At 60.2% G+C, this 23,974-nt stretch carries 20 protein-coding genes; 2 read left to right on the top strand and 18 right to left on the bottom strand.

From position 1 onward, the window contains the following. Positions 1-7 precede the first annotated feature (7 nt). From yacG to ACEN83_RS26115, 4 genes are read right to left on the bottom strand one after another with little or no spacing between them, the layout of a single operon-like run. Positions 8-208, bottom strand: coding sequence for a DNA gyrase inhibitor YacG (gene yacG, locus ACEN83_RS26130; RefSeq protein WP_007970539.1), 201 nt, complete (start codon positions 206-208; stop codon positions 8-10). Next, positions 205-828, bottom strand: a complete 624-nt coding sequence (gene coaE / locus ACEN83_RS26125) for a dephospho-CoA kinase (protein ID WP_095965632.1) — start codon at positions 826-828, stop codon at positions 205-207. The genes yacG and coaE overlap by 4 nt, the downstream gene beginning before the upstream one ends. Next, entirely contained in the window at positions 825-1,697 is an 873-nt protein-coding gene (locus ACEN83_RS26120) for a prepilin peptidase (protein WP_495578802.1), read from the bottom strand. The genes coaE and ACEN83_RS26120 overlap by 4 nt, the downstream gene beginning before the upstream one ends. Before the next feature lies 1 nt (position 1,698). Then, a complete protein-coding gene (locus tag ACEN83_RS26115) occupies positions 1,699-2,916 on the bottom strand; it encodes a type II secretion system F family protein (protein WP_495578801.1) in 1,218 nt (405 codons plus the stop codon). 227 nt (positions 2,917-3,143) lie between these two features. On the opposite strand from ACEN83_RS26115, the gene ACEN83_RS26110 reads away from it, so the two are divergent. After that, complete coding sequence (locus ACEN83_RS26110) at positions 3,144-3,566, top strand: pilin (protein ID WP_495578800.1); 423 nt, start codon at positions 3,144-3,146, stop codon at positions 3,564-3,566. A gap of 432 nt (positions 3,567-3,998) precedes the next feature. Further along, the gene (locus ACEN83_RS26105; protein ID WP_007970546.1) at positions 3,999-4,355 is read left to right on the top strand and encodes a BON domain-containing protein; all 357 of its coding nucleotides are present in this window, start codon (positions 3,999-4,001) and stop codon (positions 4,353-4,355) included. A 268-nt stretch (positions 4,356-4,623) separates the two neighbouring features. Here the strand turns inward: ACEN83_RS26105 and ACEN83_RS26100 are convergent, their stop codons facing one another. From ACEN83_RS26100 to ACEN83_RS26035, 14 genes are all read right to left on the bottom strand, one after another. After that, positions 4,624-4,917, bottom strand: a complete 294-nt coding sequence (locus tag ACEN83_RS26100) for a DUF2845 domain-containing protein (RefSeq protein ID WP_218502371.1) — start codon at positions 4,915-4,917, stop codon at positions 4,624-4,626. Then, the gene (locus ACEN83_RS26095) at positions 4,917-7,874 is read right to left on the bottom strand and encodes a DUF748 domain-containing protein (protein ID WP_495578799.1); all 2,958 of its coding nucleotides are present in this window, start codon (positions 7,872-7,874) and stop codon (positions 4,917-4,919) included. The genes ACEN83_RS26100 and ACEN83_RS26095 overlap by 1 nt, the downstream gene beginning before the upstream one ends. 93 nt (positions 7,875-7,967) lie before the next feature. After that, positions 7,968-8,984 (bottom strand): class I SAM-dependent rRNA methyltransferase, encoded by a 1,017-nt coding sequence (locus tag ACEN83_RS26090; RefSeq protein ID WP_495578798.1) that lies wholly within the window; start codon positions 8,982-8,984, stop codon positions 7,968-7,970. Between the two features lie 124 nt (positions 8,985-9,108). Further along, positions 9,109-9,981 (bottom strand): oxygenase MpaB family protein, encoded by an 873-nt coding sequence (locus ACEN83_RS26085; RefSeq protein ID WP_495578797.1) that lies wholly within the window; start codon positions 9,979-9,981, stop codon positions 9,109-9,111. A 108-nt stretch (positions 9,982-10,089) separates the two neighbouring features. Next, positions 10,090-12,027 carry an acetate--CoA ligase gene (acs, locus tag ACEN83_RS26080; RefSeq protein ID WP_495578796.1) on the bottom strand — a complete coding sequence of 646 codons (1,938 nt, stop codon included), beginning with the start codon at positions 12,025-12,027 and terminating at the stop codon, positions 10,090-10,092. 230 nt (positions 12,028-12,257) lie between these two features. Then, on the bottom strand, positions 12,258-13,922 hold the full coding sequence (gene pgi / locus ACEN83_RS26075; RefSeq protein ID WP_116581789.1) for a glucose-6-phosphate isomerase: 1,665 nt from the start codon (positions 13,920-13,922) through the stop codon (positions 12,258-12,260). 224 nt (positions 13,923-14,146) lie between these two features. After that, entirely contained in the window at positions 14,147-14,527 is a 381-nt protein-coding gene (gene panD / locus ACEN83_RS26070) for an aspartate 1-decarboxylase (protein ID WP_003228271.1), read from the bottom strand. 126 nt (positions 14,528-14,653) lie between these two features. Beyond that, on the bottom strand, positions 14,654-15,514 hold the full coding sequence (gene panC, locus ACEN83_RS26065; RefSeq protein WP_495578795.1) for a pantoate--beta-alanine ligase: 861 nt from the start codon (positions 15,512-15,514) through the stop codon (positions 14,654-14,656). After that, positions 15,511-16,311, bottom strand: a complete 801-nt coding sequence (panB, locus tag ACEN83_RS26060) for a 3-methyl-2-oxobutanoate hydroxymethyltransferase (RefSeq protein ID WP_116581787.1) — start codon at positions 16,309-16,311, stop codon at positions 15,511-15,513. The genes panC and panB overlap by 4 nt, the downstream gene beginning before the upstream one ends. 364 nt (positions 16,312-16,675) lie before the next feature. After that, positions 16,676-17,161 carry a 2-amino-4-hydroxy-6-hydroxymethyldihydropteridine diphosphokinase gene (gene folK / locus ACEN83_RS26055; protein ID WP_495578794.1) on the bottom strand — a complete coding sequence of 162 codons (486 nt, stop codon included), beginning with the start codon at positions 17,159-17,161 and terminating at the stop codon, positions 16,676-16,678. A gap of 3 nt (positions 17,162-17,164) precedes the next feature. Then, positions 17,165-18,565, bottom strand: coding sequence for a polynucleotide adenylyltransferase PcnB (locus ACEN83_RS26050; protein WP_007971107.1), 1,401 nt, complete (start codon positions 18,563-18,565; stop codon positions 17,165-17,167). Positions 18,566-19,383: 818 nt separating this feature from the next. Continuing rightward, positions 19,384-20,823, bottom strand: coding sequence for a sigma-54-dependent transcriptional regulator (locus tag ACEN83_RS26045; protein ID WP_495578793.1), 1,440 nt, complete (start codon positions 20,821-20,823; stop codon positions 19,384-19,386). Between the two features lie 22 nt (positions 20,824-20,845). Continuing rightward, entirely contained in the window at positions 20,846-23,800 is a 2,955-nt protein-coding gene (locus ACEN83_RS26040; protein WP_007971103.1) for a sensor histidine kinase, read from the bottom strand. After that, a complete protein-coding gene (locus tag ACEN83_RS26035) occupies positions 23,784-23,960 on the bottom strand; it encodes a hypothetical protein (protein ID WP_003176118.1) in 177 nt (58 codons plus the stop codon). Before ACEN83_RS26035 ends, ACEN83_RS26040 begins: the two co-directional genes overlap by 17 nt. Between the last annotated feature and the right edge of the window lie 14 nt (positions 23,961-23,974).

The following is a 23,974-nucleotide window of genomic DNA, read 5'->3' as shown; positions in this document are numbered from 1 at the left end:
CGGTGGATCAGTGGCGCGGGTCGAAGTCACCGCTGAACATCTCGTCCTCGGCATCGGGAGCCACTGGAATCTTGTGTTCTTCGGACGCCCAGGCGCCCAGGTCGATCAGTTTGCAGCGATCGGAGCAGAATGGCCGGAATTTGCTTTCGGCGGTCCATTCCACGGGGGCGCCACAGGTTGGGCATTCGACGGTTGTTGGTTGGCTCATGACTGGCCTCCACGCAAAGTAAGATAAAAGTGATGCAGGCGTTCGACCTCGCTATGTAGCCAGGCAAGGTCGCGGTCGTTGACCACGACGTCGTCGGCATGGCTCACGCGATCCTGGCGGCTGGATTGGGCCTTGAGGATCGCCTGGACTTGCTGCTCGCTGGTCTGGTCACGTTGCAGGGTGCGTTCGATCTGCAATTGTTCCGGGGCATCGATCACCAGCACCCGTTGGGTCATGGCGTACTGGCCGGACTCGATCAGCAGCGGCGATACCAGAATCGCATAAGGTGATTTTGCCAGCGCCAGGTGATGAGCGATTTCCTCGCCGATCAGTGGATGCAGGAGGGCCTCCAGCCAGCGGCGCTCTTCAGGCACTTCGAAGATCAGTTTGCGTAGCGCAGCGCGGTCCAGTTGTCCGTCGGCCTGCAACACGCCGGGGCCGAAGTGCTCGGCGATTTGTGCCAGTGCCGGACGGCCGGGTTCAACGACCCAGCGAGCGGCATGATCGGCGTCGACCACATGCACGCCCAGATCGATGAAGTGTTGGGCGGCCGCGCTTTTACCGCTGCCGATGCCGCCGGTCAGGCCGAGAATCCAGGGTTTTTCCACAGGGGTATTCATTTCAAACCGACATACTGCCAATAGAGGTCGGTTATTTGACCACCCCAGAGCAAGGCAATCCAGCCAGCAATGGCCAGATAGGGACCGAAAGGGATAGGCGTCGAGGTTTTTGCATGGCGCAAGCGCAGGGTGATCAGCCCGATGATTGCTCCCACCAGCGAGGACAGGAGGATGGTGAGCGGCAAAATCTGCCAGCCACCCCAGGCGCCCAGCATCGCCAGCAGTTTGAAATCACCGTGACCCATGCCGTCCTTGCCGGTGATCAGTTTGAACAGCCAGAAAACCGACCACAGCAGGCCGTAGCCGGCTATTGCCCCCCACAGTGCCTCGTGCAGCGACACGAACAGGCCGAAACTGTTGACGACCAACCCCAGCCACATCAATGGCAGCACCAGCACATCCGGCAATATCTGATGTTCGGCGTCGATCAGGCTCATCGCCAGCAATCCCCAGCTCATGACCAGCACCAGGCAGGCCGGCCAGCCGAAGCCGAAGTGCCAGGCAACAAACGCCGACAACAGGCCGCAGGCCAGTTCGGTCAACGGATAGCGCGGGCTGATCGCCGCGGCGCAGGCTGAACAACGGCCGCGCAAAAACACATAACTGAGCAGCGGGATGTTTTCCCAGGCGCGGATTCGGTGATCGCAGTGCGGGCACTGGGAGTGGGGCAGCAACAGGTTGTAGGTCGGCAGCGGCGTTTCGCCAGGCAGCCCGAGAATGTCATGGGCCTGCTCACGCCAGTCGCGTTCGAGCATTTTCGGCAGGCGCCAGATCACGACATTGAGGAAGCTGCCGACCAACAGGCCGGTGATGCCTGCGAGAAGGACAAAGGCCAGCGGAGAGTGAATCAGGATTTCATTCAAGGGCATGTCAGATCGCTGAGCCAAGTTGGAAGATGGGCAGGTACATGGCAACTACCAGTCCACCGACGATAACACCCAGCACCACCATGATGAACGGCTCCATCAGGCTTGTGAGGTTATCGACCATGTTATCGACGCTGTCTTCGTAGAATCCCGCGACTTTGTCGAGCATGGCATCCAGGGTGCCTGACTCTTCACCGATGGCCGTCATCTGTATCGCCATGTTCGGAAAGACGCCGGAGGTACGCATGGCGAAATTCAATTGCATGCCGGTCGAAATGTCTTGCCGGATGCGCAACACAGCGCGCTTGAACACGCTATTGCCGGTCGCGCCGGCCACTGATTGCAGGGCCTCCATCAGCGGCACGCCGGCAGCGAAAGTGGTCGACAGTGTGCGGGCGAACCGGGCCACGGCGGACTTGTGCATCAGGGTGCCCACCAGCGGCAGTTTCAGCAGCCCGGTGTCCATCCGGTCACGCAAGGCCGGGGACTTCTCGAGGGCGTGGCGCACGCCGAAGGCCATCGTGAGCAGCGCGCCAAGGACCACCCACCACCAGGCCTGCATGAATTGCGACAGGCCAATGACCATCACGGTAAAGGCCGGCAGTTCCGCGCCGAAGCCTTTGAACACCGACTCGAACTGCGGCACGACATTGACCAGCAGAATCCCGGTGACAATCGCCGCGACGAATACCACCACCAGCGGGTAGGTCATGGCTTTTCGGATCCTGGCCTTGAGGGATTCGCTTTTTTCCTTGTAGGTCGCGACCCGCTCCAAAAGGGTGTCGAGGGCACCGGCCTGTTCGCCGGCATCCACCAGGTTGCAATACAGTTCATCGAAATACCGGGGCTTCTTGCGCAGGGCGGCGGCGAAGCTGCTGCCTGCCGCAACTTCCTGTTTCAATTCGTCCACCAGCGTGCGCATGGCCGGATTGTCGAAGCCCTCGCCTATGATGTCGAAGGACTGCAACAACGGCACACCGGCCTTCATCATCGTCGCCATTTGCCGGGTGAACAGGGCAATGTCCTGGGCCTTGATACGTTTGCCCATGCTGAAAATTGATGGGTTTTTTTTACGAACCTTGCCCGGACTGATGCCTTGTTTGCGCAGTTTCGCCTTGATCAGCGCCGGGTTTTGAGCGCTGAGTTCGCCGGTCACTTTTGTGCCTTTGCGGTCGATGCCTTCCCATGCATACACGCTGATTTTCGCTGCCTTGACCGCCATGTTCAGTCCTGGGGATTCCGATTGAATTGCTCTTATAGCCTAGTCAAAGGATGAGGCCAAACCCGCCAGGGTGAGGTGACAAAAAACGTCAGATAGTGCTGGTCCTGGTAGGAGGAAAAGGCCTGACGGCTACCAGATCCCTTGCCAACAGGGGCTTCCGGCCTTGGCACAGGCTGTGCTGCCGTGGGGCAGGTCATGAGCCTTCGACTCATGCATGGAGCTTGTACATGAACAATCAGAAAGGTTTTACCCTGATCGAGTTGCTCGTCGTGGTGGCGATCATCGGGATCCTGGCAACGCTGGGCCTGCCGATGTATTCCAAGTACCAGGCCCGGGCCAAGGTCACGGCGGCGCTGGCCGAGCTGACTGCGATGAAAGTACCGTTCGAGGATGTGCTCAATCAGGGGGAAACGCCGACAATTGCCAACGTGGCGCCCGCCGGTACGGCAACGACCACCCATTGCGCCCTGTCTGTGACGGCTACAACGCCGGAAGGAGCGGGATCAATCGTCTGTACGTTGCACAATGCCCCGGGGGTGGTCCAGGGCAAAACCGTCACCCTGACACGGGACGAAACCAAAGGCTGGTCATGCAAGAGCAGTGTTTCCCCGGATTACTTGCCTAAAGGGTGTTCCGGTTCTGCGGCATGAGTTGTTGAATCAATTCCCCGCTTTTGCGTAATGCTGTTCATCTGTGGCGAGGGAGCTTGCTCCCGCTGGACTGCGCCAGCAGTCCCATTTTCAGGGCCGCTTCGCGCCCCAGCGGGAGCAAGCTCCCTCGCCACAGATAGTGAGCATTACCGCTTTTGCGGGGTTTTTCCTGTTTGTCGAGTGGTCGTCAAAAGCCGCTCATAAAGCTCAGAAATTTCAGCATCTTAGGAACTTTCCACAAACCCGCAACTTGCATGCAGTGTTTGTGCATCTCGTGCATTTTGCATGATTCCGAAAATTGTCTTATTTTATAACTTGTTGATTTATAAGGCTTTATCCTTGTTTTCAAAGTTGGCACAGCGTTCGCAATATCCTTGGTAACCCTGCCGACAAGACACCCGGCAGACTTTCCGAAAAACAGGAGTTACTCGTATGAAGAAGTTCGCTATCACTGCCGCTGCTGCTACCGCGCTGACCCTGACCATGGCAAACGCGGCATTCGCCCAGACCACTCAAGCCACCCAGGCTCCAATGACCCTGGCGGCGGGTGAAATGACCAAGGCTACAGAAGCTACTTCCGATACCTGGATCACCACCAAAGTCAAAGCTGACCTGATGACCGAAAAAGGCATTCCAGGTAGCGACATCAAAGTTGAAACCAACAAAGGCGTGGTATCGCTGTCGTCGACCACCGCCGTGACCGATTCGCAAAAGGAAATGGCTGTGGCCATCACCAAGAAAATCAAAGGCGTCAAGGCGGTCTCCGCTGACGGCCTGAAAGCCGAGTAAGGCAAGACTTCTCGCCTGGACCGGGAGAAGGCGCGACAGACGGGCCGAGTCATACGTCTGTTGCAACCTGAGTGTTCATGCGAAGGGCCAAACGGATGTTGGCCGCCACAGGCCCCGTGCATTTTTGCCGGGGCCTGTTTTATGTGTAGCGCTGAAAATCCAATGTGGGAGCGGGCTTGCTCGCGAAGGCTGACTGACATTCAACACATGCGTTGAATGAAAAACTGCCTTCGCGAGCAAGCCCGCTCCCACTTTGAATCGTGGTTAATCAGTTGCCACGTTTGCTGGTGATCTGCTTCAGCCGATTACCTTCGAACCGCAAGTATTGATACATGCCGCCATTCGGTCCGTAGGTCCATTCCTCGACCTGAAACTCCTCGCGCCGGTCTGCACTGCGCTTGTAGCCCAGCAGGTCGCGACTCACCGGTTCACCGCATTTCTGCACCACCTCACTCGAACGATCACCGACGCTGATCAATTGGCTGCCGCAGCGCAGGGTATCGGCCGCCCAGGCCTGGCTGGCAGATAGCGCCAGGACCAGGCCTGCCAGCCGCCGCATCATCACTCGGCATCCAGATGCATCGGTGTCACCACGCGGCCGTCACTTTCCGCTTCGCCCAGGTTGGCGTCGATGAAGTACACCCGCTCATCTTCCAGTTTGGCCTTGTCGACCAGGTAATCCTTGATGCTGCTGGCGCGCTCCTGGCCCAGTTGACGCAACAGTACGTCACTGGAGCTCCAGAACTTGATCACCTCGGCGCGCATTTTCGCGGTGCGCTCTTCCTTGCCCAGGTCCTTCCATTCGGCAGGGGGCTGGGTTTTCAGGCGGGTGCGGTAGATACCTTCGAGCAAGGGGCCTTTTTCCCCGTCCGGCACTTCCAGCAACGAAGCCTGGGCCGGGACCTTGTCACCGCGGCGCTGGAGCATTTTGTAGTAGTTGTACTGGTATTCCCGTTCCAGGCGTTGCTCGGCGATCAGCGGGCCATCGCTGCTCTGGGCGGCGGTGCCTTCGATTTCCAGGCGCAGGGCCGGGCGTTCCTTGAGCGCATTGGAGAGCTTGTCCAGGGCGCTTTCGGCGTCCTTGCCCAATTCGCTGGAACCCGCCGCGAACGAAACGCTGCCCAGGTCCTCCGAGCCGCCACCGCTGACCAGCCCGCCAATGAGCTTGAACGGTGCCGCCGCGGCTTTGACGATCAGGTTGCGCAGGGTCTGCCAGATAATCGGCATGACGCTGAACTGAGGGTTGTTCAGATCGCCGGTGACCGGCAGCTCGATGGAGATCTTGCCGTCGACGTCCTTGAGCAAGGCAATCGCCAGTTTCAGCGGCAGGCTCACGGCATCCGGGCTGTCGACTTTTTCCCCCAGCTGCAGTTGCTCGACCACCACTTTGTTTTCGGCTTTGAGTTGCCCCTTGGTGATCTGGTAATGCAGGTCGAGATTGAGCCGGCCCTTGCGGATACGGTAGCCGGCGAACTTGCCGGAGTAGGGGGTCAGCGTGGTCAGTTCCACGCGTTTGAAGCTGGTGGCGATGTCGAGGCTGGCCATCGGGTCGAACGGATTGACCGAGCCCTTGATGGTCACCGGCGCGTAGCGGTCGACCTTGCCCTTGACGTCGACACTGGCCGGTTTCGGCTGGCGGCTGTCGATGGTGCCGATCTGCCCGTTGAGTTGCTGGATGGCGGTGGCGAAGTTCGGGGTGAGGCTGAAGTCGGCGAAGTTGGCCGAACCGTCATTGATGAAGATGCCGCCGATGTGGATGCCCAGCGGTTTTTCGTTGCTGGCCGGTTTGCTCGCTGCCGGTTTTGCCCCGGAGTCCGCCGGTTGCGGGATCAGCAGATCGTCGATGTTGGTGGTGCGATCATCGTTGATCATGAAACGCGCATAGGGCTGGAACAGATTGACCTTATCGATCGACAGGCTGTCCCCATGCTGATAGTTCAGGCCTTCGACCACGACCTGTTGCCACTTGAGGAAGTCGCGGGTTTTCAGGGTGTCGAGGGTATGCAACTGATCGACCTGGGCGCGGCCGGTGACGTTGAAGGCCAGGGGCTCGGTGCTTTTGAGGTTGACCGCCAGATCGCTGCCGAGCATGCCGCTGCGCAGTTCCAGGCGAATGAATGGCGTGATGTAGGACTGGGCAACCCGCAGGTCGATGTCCCTGGTCTGGACCTTCAGCCTGGCGCTGATCGGGGCCAGGTTGACCTCGCCGTCGGCCATGATCTTGCCTTGCTTGCCCACGCCGGTATCGAGCTTGAGGGTAAAGGGCGAGCCGTTGAGGCTGTCGAAGTTTTGCAGGTCGAGGTTCAGCGGAGCCAGGTCCAGGGCGACGGCAGGCTGTGCCTTGCGGTCAGCCAGATGCACCTTGTAGTCGCGCAGCTGCACATCCTTGATCAACACCTGCCAGGGTTTGTCGGGGGCGGCCGGTTCGGGTTTCGGTGAGTCTGCCGCCGCCGGAGTGCTGGCCGGTTCGGCATCCGCCTTGGCTTTGGCGGTGGCTTTTGACGGCTGGCTGGCGAACAGTTTCTGCCAGTCGAGTTGGCCGTCCGGTTCCAGCGCGGCCCAGGTTTCCAGTTTGTGGCTGCGGATCTTGCCGACCACCACCTGCTGTTTGGCCAGGTCCACCGTGGTTTCGCTGACGTCCAGTCGCTCAAGCTTTACCAGCGGCCGGCCATCCGGCGCCTTGATCGCGAAGGGGGCGACAGTGACCGCGACATTGCTCAACAGCAGCTCGGTTTCCTTGGACAGACTGAGTTTGTAGTCGGTGCTGATGCTCATGACGCCGTTTTCGAGATCCAGTGGAACGGAATCGCGCACATAGGGCCAAAAGGCTTTCATCTTGCCATCAGTGATTTTCAGCTTACCTTCGGAGGCGATCGGGATCAGGCTGAAATTGCCTGTCCAGTCGATCTGTCCGCCATTGGGGCCGACGGCCACCAGGGTCATGTCGGCACTGTCATCGGGCAGGGTGCTGAGGTTCTTCAGCTCGAAATCGAGGGAGTCGTAGAGAAACTCGATGGGCTCGCTGGGCCGGGCGTCTTCAAAGTGCACGGCGCCGCCGGCCAGCTTGATGCGCTCGATGCGCAGCGGAAACGGCTGGGCGTTCGGATCGGCAGGCGTGGGTTCGCTTTCTGGCAGTTTGAACAGACCAAGCAGATTGAGTTTGCCGTCCTTGCCGAAGAGGATTTCGGTCTTGGGCTTGTCCAGTTCGACATCGGACAGGTGCACTGCCTTGGTCCACAGGCTGTCGAGTTGCAGATTGGCGTACAAGCGTTCGAAAGCGACCTGCTCCTTGCCGGGCTCGCCGATGTTCAAGCCCCAGAGGGTCAGTTCAAGGCTGAACGGATTGAACTCGATCCGCTGGATCGTGGCGGGCGTGGTGGCGTAGTTGGCCAGTTGCTGGTTGGCAACGCGCAACGCCACACCCGGTAAAATCAGAAAACCCAGCAAGCTGTAGAGGGCCAGAGCAGTCAACAAGGCGCCGATGGCGCGAATCAATCCTTTGTACATGTGCGGCTTCATCTGTCTGAATCGGAGTGCCTTGGAGTATGGCACGCGTTTCCGGTTCCGAAGTGATTGACCTGTCTAGGAAGTTTCAGATTTCTCCCACAGCTGTCAGAGCTGCAGAATCAGGGTTTTCAGCGGTGGTTGCTGATCCATCGACGGAAAGTCGGCGCCTGGTTTCATCACGCTCCACTCACGCACTGGCCGCCCGGCCTTCTCCGCACAACGCAAAACCTGCTCGCGCCAGTCGTCCATGCTGACTTTCGCCAGGTTGTTGCAGCAGATCAGCACACCGTTGTCGGCGGTGGTCAGCAGGGCCGGTTTGAGCAGACTCTGATAGTCGCGCAGCAGATCGACTGTGCCGAATGCGCTCTTGGCCCAGGCCGGAGGGTCGAGCAGCACCAGGTCGTACTGGCGCTGTTCCAGGCGCTGATAGCTCGGCAGTTTTTGCCCGCGACGCTGGCTGATCGGCAGGCCAGCCAGTTGGCGAATGGCCGGGAAGTAGTCGGACTGGATAAATTCCATGGGCGGCAACTTCGGGTTGAGTTGGCCGTTCTCGCGACCGACCGCCAGGTTGCCTTCGGCGAAGTCCAGGTTGCACACCTCGCGCGCGCCGCCGGCGGCGGCACTGAGGCCGACGCCACAGGTGTAGGCGAACAGGTTCAGCACGCTTTTGTTTTTGCTGTGATCCTTGACCCAGCCACGGGTGTTGCGCAGGTCGAGGAACAGCAGCGGGTCTTGTCCGGCATGGCGGCCGCGCACCCGATAGTTCAGGCCCCATTCGTGGCCGACCAGGTCTTGCAGGGCGGCTTCGTCGGCGCGGTAGACGATGTCTTCGCGATCGATGCGCGAGTTGCCGCGGGAGCGGTCGTTGTAGACCAGCAGGGTTTCAAAGCCCAGGTATTGGTTGATCGCGTCGTGCAGTTGCAGCAGCGCCTCGCGCTCCAGCGGCTGGTGGAAGCTCTGTACCAGCAATTGCGGGCCGTAGCGGTCGATGGTCAGGCCACCGGCACCTTCCTGGCTGCCGTGGAACAGGCGATAGCAGTCGGTACCCTGCTGGTGCAGTTCGGCGAGCAGGTCCTGGCGTTGATCGAGGGCGGCGCGCAGCGCCTGATTCAAGGAAGACATGCTGGGCGCCTTGCAGGAGAGAATTGGGCGCGGGAGTTTAACAGTTACTGAGCTTCAAGCTTCAAGCTTCAAGCTTCAAGCTTCAAGCTTCAAGCTTTGAACTTGGAGCTTGCGGCTCTGAGCGTCAGCTCAGCAACCCCATCCGTCGCTTGGCCCGATGCACCGATCCATTACGCACCGCCCAGCGCAGCATTGGCGCGCTGCGATTGACGCTGGCGCGGATCAGCTTGCGTTGCAGCGAGTTCTGGCTGACGCCGAGCATGTCACTGGCCCAGTCCGGCAACAGATCGATCCCCGCCTGCATCATCAACCCGCCGAACGGCTTGGCCAAACGACTGGGAGAGGGTGCGCTCAACAACAGGCGCAGCACCTCGCGGCTGCGCTCGTCGCACAGCAGTTGCGGGCGCATGCGCTCAAGGTAGTCGGCAATTGCCTGCCGCGAACGGGGCACATCGCGGGCCCCGAGACGCTCGGCGACCAAGGCGATCTCTGCGTAATAGCGATCCTGATCGACTGGAGACAGATGCGGGTTGCGATAGCGCAAATGCGCAGCGAGGAAGTTGCTGACCTCGGCGACGTGCACCCAGGTCAGCAGATCGGGATCGCTGGCGGCATAGGGGCGTCCATCCGGCGCCGTGCCGGTCACCTGCAAGTGAATGGTGCGAACCTTCTCGATCAACCAGTCGGCGTCTTGCCGCGAACCGAAGGTGGTGCCGGAGATGAACTGCCCGGTGCGGCGCAAGCGACCGAGCATGTCCTCACGAAAGTTCGAATGGTCCCAGACCCCGGCCAATGCCAGCGGGTGCAGGGCCTGCAGCATCAGGGCGCTGATGCCACCGATCAGCATGCTGCTGAAATCGCCATGGACTTGCCAGCTCACCGAGTCCGGTCCGAACAGCCCGGGGTCGCCCTTGGGGTTTTCCAGGTCGAGCTTGCCCAGGGACAAACCGGTCAGGCTCATGATCTGGGTTTCGATGCGGGTGCGGATGAATTCCATGGTGTCCCGGTAATTTCCTGTAGGAGCTGCCGCAGGCTGCGATCTTTTGATCCTGCAGAGCAAAGTCAAAAGATCGCAGCCTGCGGCAGCTCCTACAAAGAGCGAGCATTATTGATTCAGGCGTTTATCGATCAGCCCTTGCACCACGCTCGGGTCGGCCAGGGTCGACGTATCACCCAGGCTGTCCAGTTCGTTGCAGGCGATCTTGCGCAGAATGCGCCGCATGATCTTGCCTGAGCGGGTTTTCGGCAAGGCCGGTGCCCACTGGATCAAGTCCGGTTTGGCGAAACTGCCGATTTCCTTGCCGACCAGGGCCAACAATTCCTTCTTCAGTTCATCGTTGGTTTCGACGCCGTTCATGGGCGTGACGAAAACATAGATGCCCTGGCCCTTGATGTCGTGGGGGTAACCGACCGCAGCGGCCTCGGCGATGCTGTCGTGCAGCACCAGGGCGCTTTCCACTTCGGCGGTGCCAATACGGTGGCCGGACACGTTGATCACATCGTCGATGCGCCCGGTGATCCAGTAATCGCCATCTTCATCGCGCCGCGCGCCATCGCCAGTGAAGTAGTAGCCGGGATACGGCTTGAAATAGGTGTCGACCATGCGCTGCGGGTCGCCATAGACGCTGCGGATCTGCGCCGGCCAGCTGGATTTTATGGCCAGTACGCCGCTGCCGGCGCCTTGGATTTCCTTGCCTTGCTCGTCGAGCAGCACCGGCTGCACGCCGAACATTGGTTGTGTGGCACAACCGGGCTTGATTCGCTGGGCGCTGACCAAAGGGCTGAGCATGATGCCGCCGGTTTCGGTCTGCCACCAGGTATCGACGATCGGGCAACGCTCTTCGCCCACTTCATGGAAGTACCACTCCCACGCTTCCGGATTGATCGGTTCGCCGACCGTACCGAGCAGCCTGACGCTGGCGCGGTAGGTTCCCTTCAACGCGGCGGGCCCTTCGCGCATCAACGAACGCAGAGCCGTCGGGGCGGTGTAGAAAATATTCACCTTGTGTTTGTCGATCACCTGCCAGAAGCGCGAGGTCGTCGGGTAGCTCGGCACGCCCTCGAAGATCAGCGTGGTTGCGCCGTTGGCCAGCGGACCGTAGACGATGTAGCTGTGGCCAGTGACCCAACCGACGTCGGCGGTGCACCAGAAGACCTCGCCATCGCGGTAATCCAGCACGTACCTGAAGGTCATCGCCGCTTGCAGCAGGTAGCCGCCGGTGGTGTGCAGCACGCCTTTGGGTTTACCGGTACTACCGGAGGTGTAGAGGATGAACAGCGGGTCTTCGGCGTCCATCGGCTCGGGCGGGCAATCGGGGCTGGCTTCGCGCAGGGCCTGCTGGTACTTGATGTCCCGTCCTTCGACCCAGTTCACTTGTACATTTCTGCGCTCGACCACCAGCACGGTGCTCACGTTCGGGCAGCTTTGCAGCGCCTTGTCGACGTTCTGCTTGAGTGGTACGGGCCGGCCGCCGCGCACGCCTTCGTCGGCGGTGATCACGGTGCGACAGTCGGCGTCGAGAATGCGGTCGCGCAAGGAGTCCGGGGAGAAGCCGCCGAACACCACCGAGTGCACCGCGCCGATGCGGGTACAGGCGAGCATGGCGTAGGCCGCCTCGGGAATCATCGGCATGTAGATGCACACGCGGTCGCCTTTTTTCACGCCACGGCTTTTCAGCACGTTGGCCAGGCGGCAGACGTTTTCATGCAGTTGTCTGTAGGTGATCGATGTCGAGTCGGCAGGATCGTCACCTTCCCAGATGATGGCGACCTGATCGCCACGTTTCTCCAGGTGCCGGTCGATGCAGTTGTAACTGACATTCAATTGCGCACCGGCAAACCAGCTCGCCTCACCGGTCTTCAGGTTGTAGCGCTGGACGGTTTCCCAGGGCGCACTCCAGTCGAGAAAACGCGTGGCCTGTTCGGCCCAGAAGGTGCTGGGGTGTTCAATGGATTCGCGGTACAGGCGCTGATAGTCGTCTTGACTCAGTTGTGCAGCCCGGCGGACGGCATCGGCTTTGGGGAACTTGCTGATATCGAACATGACGGTTCCTTATTCTTGTTTTGCGACAAGAGGGGAGCTGCGCGACCCTCGTAGGAGCTGCCGCAGGCTGCGATCTTTTGATCCTGTTTTTATGAAGGTCAAAAGATCGCAGCCTGCGGCAGCTCCTACACAGTGATAGCGCACGCCACCGATTTTGCGATCAACCCGGTGCCGTAGTAACTGTCGGAATCTGCAATCTGAAGGGGCGGGAAAACCGCCCCTTCAGCCTATCACCCGCGGTGACGACCGCGGAAGTAGTTGATCAGCCCTTGAGTCGAGGCGTCCTCGGCCGGGGTTTCTTCGCTGCCGACCAGGCGGTTGTAGACGCCTTTGCCCAGCTCCTTGCCCAGCTCCACGCCCCACTGATCGAAGGCGTTGATGCCCCAGATCACGCTTTGCACGAAGACTTTGTGTTCGTACATCGCCACCAGTGCGCCGAGGCGACGCGGGCTGATGCGCTCGACCACCAGGGTGTTGCTCGGACGATTGCCCGGGATCACCTTGTGCGGCGCGAGTTTGTGTACGTCGGCTTCGCTCATGCCTTTGTCGCGCAGCTCGGTTTCGGCCTCGGCCAAGGTCTTGCCGAGCATCAGCGCCTGGCTTTGCGACAGGCAGTTGGCGTACAGCCACTGGTGGTGGTCGGACACCGGGTTGAAGCTGACGATCGGCACGATGAAGTCGGCCGGAATCAGTTGGGTGCCCTGGTGCAGCAACTGGTGGTAGGCGTGTTGACCGTTGCAGCCGACGCCGCCCCAGATCACCGGCCCGGTGTCGGTGGACACGGGTTTGCCGTCCTGGCGCACGCTCTTGCCGTTGGATTCCATGTCCAGCTGTTGCAGGTGCTTGGTGATGTTACGCAGGTAGTGATCGTACGGCAGGATCGCGTGGCTTTGCGCACCCCAGAAGTTGCCGTACCACACGCCGAGCAAGGCCAGCAGCACCGGCATGTTCTGTTCGAACGGTGCGCTCTGGAAGTGCTGGTCCATGGTGTAGGCACCGGACAGCAGTTCCTTGAAGTTGGACATGCCGATGGCCAGGGCAATCGGCAAACCGATGGCCGACCACAGCGAGTAACGGCCGCCGACCCAGTCCCACATCGGGAAGATGTTTTCTTCGCGAATGCCGAACGCCACTGCGGCGGCGTTGTTGCTCGATACCGCGATGAAATGGCGATACAGCTCTGCTTCCGAACCACCCTGGGCCAGGTACCAGGCACGGGCGGCCTGGGCATTTTTCAGGGTTTCGAGGGTGTTGAAGGATTTCGACGAGACGATGAACAGCGTGGTTTCGGCACGCAGCTTCATGGTCAGTTCGTGGAATTCGCTGCCGTCGATGTTCGCCAGGTAATGGCAACGTACGCCTTTCTGGGCGTAGGACAGCAAGGCTTCGGACACCAGTTCCGGGCCGAGGAAGGAGCCACCGATGCCGATGTTCACCACGTCGGTGATCGGCTTCTCGGTGTAACCGCGCCACAGACCATCGTGGATGCGGCCGACGAGGTCGGTGATCTGGTTCAGCACCTTGTGCACTTCGGGCATCACGTTGACGCCATTGACCGACAGCTTGTCGCCGACCGGGCGGCGAAGCGCGGTGTGCAGGGCTGGACGGCCTTCGGAAGCATTGACGATTTCGCCATCGAACAGCGATTTGATCGCGCCCTTGAGGTCGACTTCGTTGGCCAGGCCCACCAGCAGATTGCGGGTCTCGGCGTTGATCAGGTTTTTCGAATAGTCGAGAAACAGGCCGCAGCTGCTGAGGGTGAATTGAGTAAAGCGCTGCGGATCGGCATTGAAGGCTTCGCGCATGCTGAAATCCTGCATGGCTTGGCGGTGGTCATTCAACGCTTGCCAGGCGGGCAGAGCGGTAACGTCGTGAGGAGTGCGGTAATACGCCATCGCTGCGGGTTTCCTTATTACTTGAACGGCCTTTAGAACACTAAAAATCCCGGAGCGCTGTGGGTGGGCGTTCCGGTCAACTGCGTCGACACGATTTCATGGCGCAGGGCGAATACAGTAAACCCCGCGCAATGATCTGTCTTGACTTTGTCTGACCTGTTTCCGGTACTTTTTTAACATCGAAGTTAGGAATGGTCCGACAAACGGAAGAGACAGGGCTCGGATCAGGCGACCTGGACCGGAATGGCGTTGCTGGTGTGGCTCAGTTCATTGCCCGGTGCCATGTAGAGCATGCGCGGCTTGAAGTTGAGCAGTTCGGCTTCGCTGTAATGAGCGTAAGCGCAGATGATTACGCGATCACCGACCTTGGCCTTGTGCGCCGCGGCGCCGTTGACCGAGATCATGCGCGAACCTTCTTCGCCACGGATGGCATAGGTGGTGAAGCGCTCGCCGTTGTCGACGTTGTAGATCTGGATCTGTTCGTACTCGCGGATGCCGGACAGGTCCAGCCATTCACCGTCGATGGCGCAGGAGCCTTCGTAATCGAGTACAGCGTGGGTGACTTCGGCGCGATGCAGCTTGGCTTTGAGCATGATGGCGTGCATGAATTTTCCCCAGGTCGGAATCAAACGGCGGGCAGCCCCCACAGGCGCGTAGGAGCTGCCGCAGGCTGCGATCTTTTGATCTCGCCGTTGATTTTGGTTTTGTTGTTTGATTTTTGATCGTGCTGTTTAAACCGCAGCGTCGAGGTTCAGGTGCAGGTTGTCGATCAACCGCGTCGTACCGAGGAACGCCGCCACCAGAATCACCAGGTCACGATCCTGAGCCGTCGCCGGGCGCAGGGTCAGGGCATGGCGAATTTCCAGATAGTCAGGGCGCAGGCCAGCCGTTTCGAGCTGCTTGATCTGCGTTTCGATCAGCGTCGGGTAATCGCGTTCGCCCTGTTTGATCGCCTCGCTGATCGCATTCAGCGTGCGGTAGACCACTGGTGCCACAGCGCGTTGCTCTTCGTTGAGGAACCCGTTGCGCGACGAGAGCGCCAGGCCATCGGCCGCCCGTACGGTCGGCTCACCGATTATCTGGATCGGCATGTTCAGGTCATGTACCAGCGCGCGAATCACCGCCAGTTGCTGGAAGTCCTTCTCGCCAAAGATTGCCAGGTCCGGCTGGACCATGTTGAACAGCTTGCTGACCACCGTCGCCACGCCTTCGAAATGCCCCGGCCGGCTTGCGCCGCACAGGCCTTCGGACAATTGCGGGACACTGACGCGGGTCTGGCCGGCCATGCCGTCGGGATACATCTCCTCGACGGTCGGCGCGAACAGCAGATGGCAACCGGCCTGGAGCAGTTTTTCCTGGTCGGCGGCGAGGGTGCGCGGGTACTTGTCGAGGTCTTCGCCGGCACCGAATTGCAGCGGGTTGACGAAAACGCTCGCCACCACGAAGTCCGCCCGTTGGGAGGCCTTGGTCACCAGTGCAACGTGGCCGCTGTGCAGGTTGCCCATGGTCGGCACAAAGGCAATGCGCTTGCCTTCGCTACGGGCACGGGCCACGGCGGCCCGCAGTTCGCGTACGGTTTTTACGGTGTTCATGCAGAGAATCCGTGTTCGATACCAGGGAAAGTCGCTGCCTTGACTTCAGTCACGTAGGCATTCAACGCAGCTTCAATGCTGGTCTGGCCAGTCATGAAGTTTTTCACGAATTTTGGCACGCGGCCGGTAATGGACAGCCCCAGCATGTCGTGCAGAACCAGCACCTGGCCATCGGTGCGATTGCCGGCGCCAATCCCGATCACCGGAATCTTCACCGCCTGGGTGATTTCTTCAGCCAGCTCGCTCGGGACGCACTCGAGCAGCAGCATGGCCGCGCCAGCCTGTTCCAGAGCGATCGCGTCGGCACGCATCTGCCGCGCCTGGTTTTCATTGCGACCCTGGACCTTGTAGCCGCCAAGGATGTTCACCGACTGCGGGGTCAGGCCCATGTGCGCGCAGACAGGGATGCCGCGCTCGGCCAGCAGGCGGATCGAATCGGCCAGCCACAACGCTCCTTCGACCTTGACCATGTGCGCGCCGGCCTGCATCAACAGGGCGCTGTTGGTCATGGCTTGTTCGGTGGTGGCATAGGCCATGAAAGGCAGGTCGGCGAGGATCAGGGCATCGCTGTTACCGCGCTTGACGGCAGCCACGTGGTAAGCCATTTCTGCGCTGGTGACAGGCAAGGTGCTGTCGTGGCCCTGTAAAACCATGCCGAGGGAGTCGCCCACCAGCAGCACTTCGACGCCGGCCTGGTTGCAGGCGTGGGCGAAGGTTGCGTCGTAGCAGGTCAGCATGGTGATCTTTTCACCTTTTTGCTTCAGACCTTGCAGGGTGGTCAGGGTGATGGCTGGCATGAAAAGTTCCTCATTCAGGCGCTGTGGAAACTACTGCGAGTAACGCGCGTGATTCTTCGTTGAACAAAGGCGCACGCTCTTTCGTCGTGCTTTTAAGGCCTGGATTGCGCCCTTGAACGCCGTGTTGGCGGCAGCGGGACGCCTATAGTCGTGAGGAGAACGAGGGAAGTCAATTGCGTGTGTTACCGCATTGTTACGGGTGGGGTGTTACCGGCGTAACTGATGCGATTCAGCAGCAGATCTTGTGCCCGACACAAAACCAATGTGGGAGCGGGCTTGCTCGCGAAGGCGGAGTTTCAGTCAACATTGATTCTGGATGACACACCGCTTTCGCGAGCAAGCCCGCTCCCACAGGTGATTTGTGTCACGTCGGGAGCAGGCGTTCCAGGCCGACGAACGGGCATGCCTTGAGCAGTTCGGCCAAGGTCCGGCCATCGGCCAGCTGCAGATCGGCAGGTGCCAGTTCGGCCAATGGATATAGCACAAAGGCCCGTTCCTGCATGTGGTAGTGGGGAACCTTGAGGCGCGGTTCGTCGATCAGGCGATCACCGAACAGCAAGATGTCGAGGTCCAGCGTACGCGGTCCCCAGCGTTCAAGGCGCTTGCGACCCTGGCCGTTTTCGATGGCCTGCAAGGCATCCAGCAATTGCAGTGGCGCCAGCGTGCTGTCCAGAGCGGCCACTGCATTGGTGTAGCGCGGTTGTCCGGGAAGCAGCGAGTCGCTTTGATAAAACGCCGAAACCCCAACCAGTCGGGATTGCGGCAAGGACGCCAGCGCCTCGACGGCGCTTCGCAATTGTTCGGCGGGGTCAGCCAGATTGCTGCCCATGCCGATGTAGATGCGTTCCATGGATTACTCGCCCGTGGTGCTCGAAGCGCCGGCGGCGCGCTTGCGCTTGGAACCACCGCTGCGGCGACGCTTGCGCGGGGCGCCGGTGCCTTCTTCCTTGCCGCTGAGGTCGCGGATCATGTCGCGGCGCTCGCTTTCATTGGCGTCCTGATAGTCGGTCCACCATTCGCCGAGGCCGTCAGTCTGCTCGCCCGCACTCTCGCGCAACAGCAGGAAGTCATAGCCGGCGCGGAAGCGCGGGTTGTCCAGCAACAGATCGGCACGCTTGCCGCTGCGACGCGGCAGGCGTTCCTGCATGTCCCAGATCTCGCGGATCGGCATGGTGAAGCGTTTCGGAATCGCGATTCGCTGGCACTGTTCGGCAATCAGCTCATGCGCCGCTTCCTGCATCGCCGGAATCGGCGGCATGCCACGTTCCTGCAGGCGCAGGACGCGCGCCGGCAGGGCAGGCCAGAGCAGGGCCGCAAACAGGAACGCCGGGGTGACCGGTTTGTTCTGCTTGATCCGCAGGTCGGTATTGATCAGGGCTTCGCTGATCAGGGTGTGGGTGTAGGTCGGGTTGTATTCCAGTGCTTCGGCGCTGGCCGGGAACAGTGGATCGAACAACTGCAAGTCGACCAGCATTTCAAACGTATCGGCGGCGTGGCCGGAGAGGAACAGCTTGAGCACTTCTTCGAACAGGCGAGCCGACGGGATCTCGCGCAGCATCGGCGCCAGGTCGCGAATGGGCAGGGCGCTGTGTTTTTCGATACCGAAATTCAGCTTGGCGGCGAAGCGCACGGCCCGCAGCATGCGTACCGGGTCTTCCTGGTAGCGTTGCTTCGGATCGCCGATCAGGCGGATCAGGTGATTGCGGATGTCGTGTACGCCGTTGGCGTAGTCGAGGATGCGCTCGCTGACCGGATCGTAATACAGGGCATTGATGGTGAAGTCGCGACGTTGCGCGTCTTCTTCCAGGGTGCCATAGACGTTATCGCGCAGGATGCGCCCGCTTTCGTTGCGCGAAGACTGGTTGCTGTCTTCCTCGTCTTCGTTTTGCGGGTGATTGGCGCGGAAGGTCGCGACTTCGATGATTTCGCGCCCAAAGTGGATGTGCACCAGTTTGAACCGACGCCCGATGATTCGCGCGTTACGGAATTCGGCCCGTACCTGCTCGGGGGTGGCGCTGGTGGCAACGTCGAAATCTTTCGGTGTAATGCCCAGCAACATGTCGCGCACGCAGCCGCCCACCAGGTAAGCCTGATAACCGGCGCTCTGCAGGCGTTCAACGATATTCACCGCGTAGCGGCTGAATTGCGCCTTTTGCAGCGAGTGTTGGCCGCTGTTGAGCACTTCAGGCGTGCTGCGAATGTGTTGCGTAGGACGCTTGGGAGAACGGAATGACTGGAACAGCTTCTTCAGCATGGGATGCACTGTTTGAAGGAATATTCGGCCATAACAGAAGAATGACCGCATGATGGGCGGGGATTCTAGCATTTAGTCGGGGGATGGTGTAGGACACAGCAGATATGAGCTGTAAGGCGCAGGATGTAGGAGCGAGCTTGCTCGCGATGGGCGTGAACGATTACGCGTAAAATCAGATGCCCCGATGTGCCTGTGGGATTTTCGCGAGCAGGCTCGCTCCTGCAGTGATACGCGGGTTTTTCTGAATCGCAGAAACTACAAGGGGAGCCGAAGCTCCCCAAGAAGTAGTTGCATGCTCTATTTTTATTTTTGGTTTCGGGCTTTTTGTTTTTGTTAAGTGCCCTTGCCATGAAGCTTTCCTTCATGACCCTCCCAATCGGGAGCCAAGAGCAAACGGATTGCTTTGGTCGCTGAATTGCAGTGATCTTTCGATCCAACCAGTACAGGCTCTGTCTTAGGACAGTTTTTGTTGTTCTCGGCCTGGTCGTGGGGCAAGCCCCAAATACAACGCCTCTCCAAAAGAATCAGTTAGCTGCGCCTCTCGCCGTCTTGTTTTTATTGTGCGTGAGTCGATTCGTCTTATTTTTATTGTCTTGTGCATTGCTTGTTATTGTTCTTGTACCAAACATATAGCAGGGTGCGTGCCAACTTTTGCGAAACCCAATAAAACAAGGGGTTAGGTCGGCTGTCGGGCATTTCGAAGGCGAAAAAAAGCCGGGGCTTCGTTACCGTAAGCCCCGGCTTCTGTTACGTGAAAAAGCTGAGGTAACAGTTTTTTCACAATGTCACGTGTTACCCGCACATGAGACAGGTGGGGTTCAGCTTTCGCTGGCCACCCCGGTCTTGCGCCGCGGGATGCCCAGGCGCTGACGGCGTTCCCACAGGCATTTGCGGCTGACCCCGAGTTTGCGGGCCAGTTCGGTTTCAGTCATGTGGTCCTGATGCTCGAGGACGAAATGCTGGAAGTAGTCTTCCAGGGAGAGGTCTTCGGTTGGCTCGTGGTTGCTGTTACCGGCGTTGCCGTTGCCCTGTTGGGGCGGCAGGCCGATGAATTCGTCATCTTCCAGGTCGCCCAGTTCGATGTCGATGCCCAGCAGCTCGGCGGAGATTTCCGGGCTTTCGCACAGGATAACCGCGCGCTCGACGGCGTTTTCCAGTTCACGAACGTTGCCCGGCCAGGAGTAATGACGAATGGCTTGCTCGGCATCCGCGGCGAACTTCAGGTCGGTGCGGTTGATTCGCGCACTTTGCCGCGCCAGGAAGGCGTTGGCGATTTCGTTGACGTCCGCACCGCGTTCGCGCAGGGCTGGCAGCTTCAGCGCAATAACGTGGAGGCGGTAATACAAGTCTTCGCGGAACTGGCCGATCTTCGCCAGGCTCTTGAGGTCGCGGTGGGTCGCGGCGATCAGGCGCACATCGACTTTTTGCGACTGCACCGAACCTACGCGACGAATTTCGCCTTCCTGCAATACGCGCAGCAGGCGAGCCTGGGCTTCCAGTGGCAGTTCGCCAATTTCGTCGAGGAACAAGGTACCGCCGTCCGCCGCTTCCACCAGGCCGGCACGCCCGGCGCTGGCGCCGGTGAATGCGCCTTTTTCGTGGCCGAACAGTTCGGACTCGATCAGGCTTTCCGGAATGGCAGCGCAGTTCACCGAAATCATCGGTGCCTTGGCGCGTCTGGACAGGTTGTGCAGGGCGCGGGCCACCAGCTCTTTACCGGTGCCCGACTCGCCCTGGATCAGCACGTTGGAATCGGTCGGCGCGACTTTGCGGATCTTGCCATACAGGTCCTGCATCGGCGGGCATGAGCCGATAATACCGATTTCGCCATTGCTGTTGTCGGCACCGGATTTCGCCGCACCATTGGCGGCTTTGCCGGGAACCGCTTCACCACCGGCCTGTGCCGTTTGTCGGTCACGCAGGATGCGTGCGGCGGCTTGCAGCATTTCGTCGTGGTCGAATGGCTTGGCAATGTAATCCACCGCACCCATTTTCATCGAGTCGACGGCCGAGCGCAGGCTCGCGTAGCTGGTCATGATCAGCACCGGCGTACCTTGGGCGAGCTTGATCAACTCTGTGCCAGGCGCGCCCGGCAAGCGCAGGTCGCTGACGATCAGATCGAACGAGGGAATGGTGAAGCGTTCTTGTGCTTCCTGCACTGAACCGGCTTCGCTGACCTGGTACTGGTTGCGTTCCAGCAGGCGGCGCAAGGCGGAGCGGATAATGGTTTCGTCTTCGACGATCAAAATGTGCGGCATTGATTCGATACTCTCGACGGTCTCAGTTCACAGCGGACGTCGCTTCGACATGACGCGGCAAGGTAACCCTGATTCGGGTGCCGCGTTGGCTTTGAACATCAGCCGGGCTGTCGATGGTGATTTGTCCATAATGCTCTTCAACGATGGAATAGACCAGTGCAAGGCCCAGACCGGTGCCTTCGCCAGGGTCCTTGGTGGTGAAGAAAGGTTCGAACAATCGGTCCATGATGCTCGACGGAATACCGCTGCCTTCGTCCTCGACGATCAGGTCGACCGTGTGTTCGCCGGCTTCGCTCTTGACCCGCACCGCACTGCCGGGAGGCGATGCGTCACGGGCGTTTGAGAGCAGGTTGATCAACACCTGGGCCAGCCGTTGCGGGTCGCCTTCGACCCAGTGCTCGGGGTCGCACAGGTTGTAGAACTGCACTTCGAAATTGCGTCGGTTCAGCGCCAGCAGGCCGATGGCATCCTGAGCCACTTCGGCCAGACAGACGGGCTCGTCGCTGTGCTGATGACTGCCGGCATGGGCAAAGCTCATCAGCGACTGGACAATGCGCGACACGCGCTTGGTCTGCTCGAGGATCTGGCCACTGATCTCCTTCAACTCGCCGTCTTCCTCGCGTTCTTCGCGCAGGTTCTGCGCCAGGCACGCGATACCGGTGATCGGGTTACCGATTTCATGGGCCACGCCGGCCGCCAGGCGACCGATGCTCGCCAGGCGCTCGGAGTGCACCAGTTTGTCCTCGAGCATCTGGGTTTCAGTCAGGTCTTCCACCAGCAACACCAGGCCGCTGTTGCCTGGCGCCAGGGGTTCGTCGATTGCCGCTTTGTGCAGGTTCAGCCAGCGTGTCTGGCCGTCGAGGGCCAGGTGCTGCTTGTGCAAGTGCTCGTCGGGCAGATTGATGAAGCCTTGCAGCAGTTCTTTCCACGGATCGGCAATGGTGCTCAGGCGCGAACCGACCACGCGCTGCGCAGCGATGCCGGTCAGTTCCTCCATGGCCTTGTTCCACATGAGGATTTCCTGATCTTTCGCCAGCGAGCACACGCCCATCGGCAATTCCTGCAGGGTCTGGCGGTGATAGCGACGCAGGGCATCGAGTTCGGCGGCCAGACCGGTCAGGCGCGAGTGGTAGTCTTCGAGTCTGCTTTCGATGAAGTGAATGTCTTCGGTCACGTAGTTTTCGCCACCTGCCTTGTAAGGCAGGAACGTCTCGACCATGTCCTGGGCTACGCTCGGCCCCATTAGGCCGGAGAGGTTGGCTTCGATGCGGTCACGCAAGCGACGCAGGGCATAGGGTCGGCGTTCGTCGAATGGCAGATAAAGGTCGCGCAGCGCCTGTTCCACTTCTTTCTGTGCCGCTTTTGCACCCAATGGTTTTGCAAGCTGCGTGGCGAACTCCTGGGGTGAGGCCGCGTGCAGTTCGCGGCGTTGCGGGCGGCGCACGTTATCCACGGCACAGGCTTCGGCAGCGCTGGCCTCTTCGGTGCTGGCGTTGGTGAACAGCGAGATCAGGGTGAACATCAGTACGTTGGCCGCCAGCGAGGCAATCGCCGCCATGTGCCAACTGGTGTCGTCCAGCACGTAGATCATGTTCAGCAGCGGAATGTAGAAGCCCTGCAGGTTGCCGACCAGCGGTAACAACATGGTCACCAGCCACACCAGTATCCCCGCCAGCAAGCCGGCGATGAAGCCGCGACGGTTGGCGGTCGGCCAGTACAGGACCGAGAGTACGCCCGGCAGGAACTGCAACGTGGCGACGAACGCGACGATGCCGAGGTTGGCCAGGTCCTGTTCGGCGCCGAGCATCAGGTAGAAGCCGTAGCCAGCCATGATGATCGCGACAATCAGCGCCCGGCGGGTCCACTTCAGCCAGCGGTAGATGTTGCCTTCGGCCGGTGGCTGATAAAGCGGCAGCACCAGGTGGTTCAAGGCCATCCCGGACAGCGCCAGGGTGGTGACGATGATCAGGCCGCTGGCGGCGGACAGCCCGCCGACATAGGCCAGCAGCGCCAGCGCCTTGCTGTTGGCGGCGATGCCGATGCCCAGGGTGAAGTATTCCGGGTTGGTGGTGGCGCCCAGTTTCAGTCCGGCCCAGAGAATCAGCGGCACCGCCAGGCTCATCAGCAGCAGGAACAGCGGCAGGCCCCAGCTCGCGCTGACCAGCGAACGCGGGTTGAGGTTCTCGGTGAAGGTCATGTGATACATGTGCGGCATCACGATCGCCGAGGCGAAGAACACCAGCAACAGGGTACGCCACGGGCCTTCCTGCAAAGGCGTGTGCAGGGCCGCGAGCGCGGTCTGGTTTTGCAGCAGCCACAATTCAAGCTGTTGCGGGCCGTCGAACACGCCGTAAAGCGCATACAACCCGACACCGCCGAGGGCGATCAGCTTGATCACCGACTCGAAGGCAATCGCGAACACCAGGCCTTCATGCTTTTCCCGGGTGGCGATGTGGCGGGAGCCGAAGAAAATCGTGAACAGCGTAATCAGTGCGCAGAAGCTCAGGGCCACGCGATTCTGTACGGGTTCGCGGGTAAGGATGCCGATGGAGTCGGCGACCGCCTGAATCTGCAGGGCCAGCAACGGCAATACGCCGACCAGCATGAAAATCGTGGTCAGCGCTCCGGCCCAGGTGCTGCGGAAGCGGAAGGCAAACAGGTCCGCCAGGGACGACAGTTGATAAGTGCGGGTGATCTTCAGGATCGGATAAAGCAACACCGGCGCCAGCAGAAAGGCCCCGGAAACGCCCAGGTAGCTGGACAGAAAGCCGTAGCCGTACTGATAGGCCAGGCCCACGGTGCCGTAAAACGCCCAGGCACTGGCATAGACGCCCAGCGACAGGGTGTAGGTCAGCGGGTGGCGAATGATCGCCCGGGGAATCATGCCCCGTTCACTGATCCAGGCCACACCGAACAGCACCGCCAGGTACGCGGCGCTGATCAGGATCATCTGGGTCAGGCTAAAGCTCATCGGCATCTTTTTGGCTCTGCAGGATGAAGGTCACGACGATCAGAATCAGCCAGAGCAGATAAGGGCGATACCAGGCGCCAGTGGCGTCGATCCACCAATCCATGATGGCCGGGGAAAACAGGTAAATGCCCACTACCAAAAGCAGGACCAAGCGATAGATGTACATCCCGGCCTCTCTTT

The sequence above is a fragment of the Pseudomonas sp. Pseusp49 genome (assembly GCF_059491875.1).
The sequence above is the reverse complement of the archived record's forward strand: the minus strand, read 5'-3'. Positions and strand labels throughout refer to the sequence as shown.

Excerpts from the sequence above, each read along its gene's own strand:
- yacG (WP_007970539.1), bottom strand. The coding sequence starts at position 208 with ATGAGCCAACCAACAACCGTCGAATGCCCAACCTGTGGCGCCCCCGTG.
- coaE (WP_095965632.1), bottom strand. The coding sequence starts at position 828 with ATGAATACCCCTGTGGAAAAACCCTGGATTCTCGGCCTGACCGGCGGC.
- ACEN83_RS26120 (WP_495578802.1), bottom strand. The coding sequence starts at position 1,697 with ATGCCCTTGAATGAAATCCTGATTCACTCTCCGCTGGCCTTTGTCCTT.
- ACEN83_RS26115 (WP_495578801.1), bottom strand. The coding sequence starts at position 2,916 with ATGGCGGTCAAGGCAGCGAAAATCAGCGTGTATGCATGGGAAGGCATC.
- ACEN83_RS26110 (WP_495578800.1), top strand. The coding sequence starts at position 3,144 with ATGAACAATCAGAAAGGTTTTACCCTGATCGAGTTGCTCGTCGTGGTG.
- ACEN83_RS26105 (WP_007970546.1), top strand. The coding sequence starts at position 3,999 with ATGAAGAAGTTCGCTATCACTGCCGCTGCTGCTACCGCGCTGACCCTG.
- ACEN83_RS26100 (WP_218502371.1), bottom strand. The coding sequence starts at position 4,917 with ATGATGCGGCGGCTGGCAGGCCTGGTCCTGGCGCTATCTGCCAGCCAG.
- ACEN83_RS26095 (WP_495578799.1), bottom strand. The coding sequence starts at position 7,874 with ATGAAGCCGCACATGTACAAAGGATTGATTCGCGCCATCGGCGCCTTG.
- ACEN83_RS26090 (WP_495578798.1), bottom strand. The coding sequence starts at position 8,984 with ATGTCTTCCTTGAATCAGGCGCTGCGCGCCGCCCTCGATCAACGCCAG.
- ACEN83_RS26085 (WP_495578797.1), bottom strand. The coding sequence starts at position 9,981 with ATGGAATTCATCCGCACCCGCATCGAAACCCAGATCATGAGCCTGACC.
- acs (WP_495578796.1), bottom strand. The coding sequence starts at position 12,027 with ATGTTCGATATCAGCAAGTTCCCCAAAGCCGATGCCGTCCGCCGGGCT.
- pgi (WP_116581789.1), bottom strand. The coding sequence starts at position 13,922 with ATGGCGTATTACCGCACTCCTCACGACGTTACCGCTCTGCCCGCCTGG.
- panD (WP_003228271.1), bottom strand. The coding sequence starts at position 14,527 with ATGCACGCCATCATGCTCAAAGCCAAGCTGCATCGCGCCGAAGTCACC.
- panC (WP_495578795.1), bottom strand. The coding sequence starts at position 15,514 with ATGAACACCGTAAAAACCGTACGCGAACTGCGGGCCGCCGTGGCCCGT.
- panB (WP_116581787.1), bottom strand. The coding sequence starts at position 16,311 with ATGCCAGCCATCACCCTGACCACCCTGCAAGGTCTGAAGCAAAAAGGT.
- folK (WP_495578794.1), bottom strand. The coding sequence starts at position 17,161 with ATGGAACGCATCTACATCGGCATGGGCAGCAATCTGGCTGACCCCGCC.
- ACEN83_RS26050 (WP_007971107.1), bottom strand. The coding sequence starts at position 18,565 with ATGCTGAAGAAGCTGTTCCAGTCATTCCGTTCTCCCAAGCGTCCTACG.
- ACEN83_RS26045 (WP_495578793.1), bottom strand. The coding sequence starts at position 20,823 with ATGCCGCACATTTTGATCGTCGAAGACGAAACCATTATCCGCTCCGCC.
- ACEN83_RS26040 (WP_007971103.1), bottom strand. The coding sequence starts at position 23,800 with ATGCCGATGAGCTTTAGCCTGACCCAGATGATCCTGATCAGCGCCGCG.
- ACEN83_RS26035 (WP_003176118.1), bottom strand. The coding sequence starts at position 23,960 with ATGTACATCTATCGCTTGGTCCTGCTTTTGGTAGTGGGCATTTACCTG.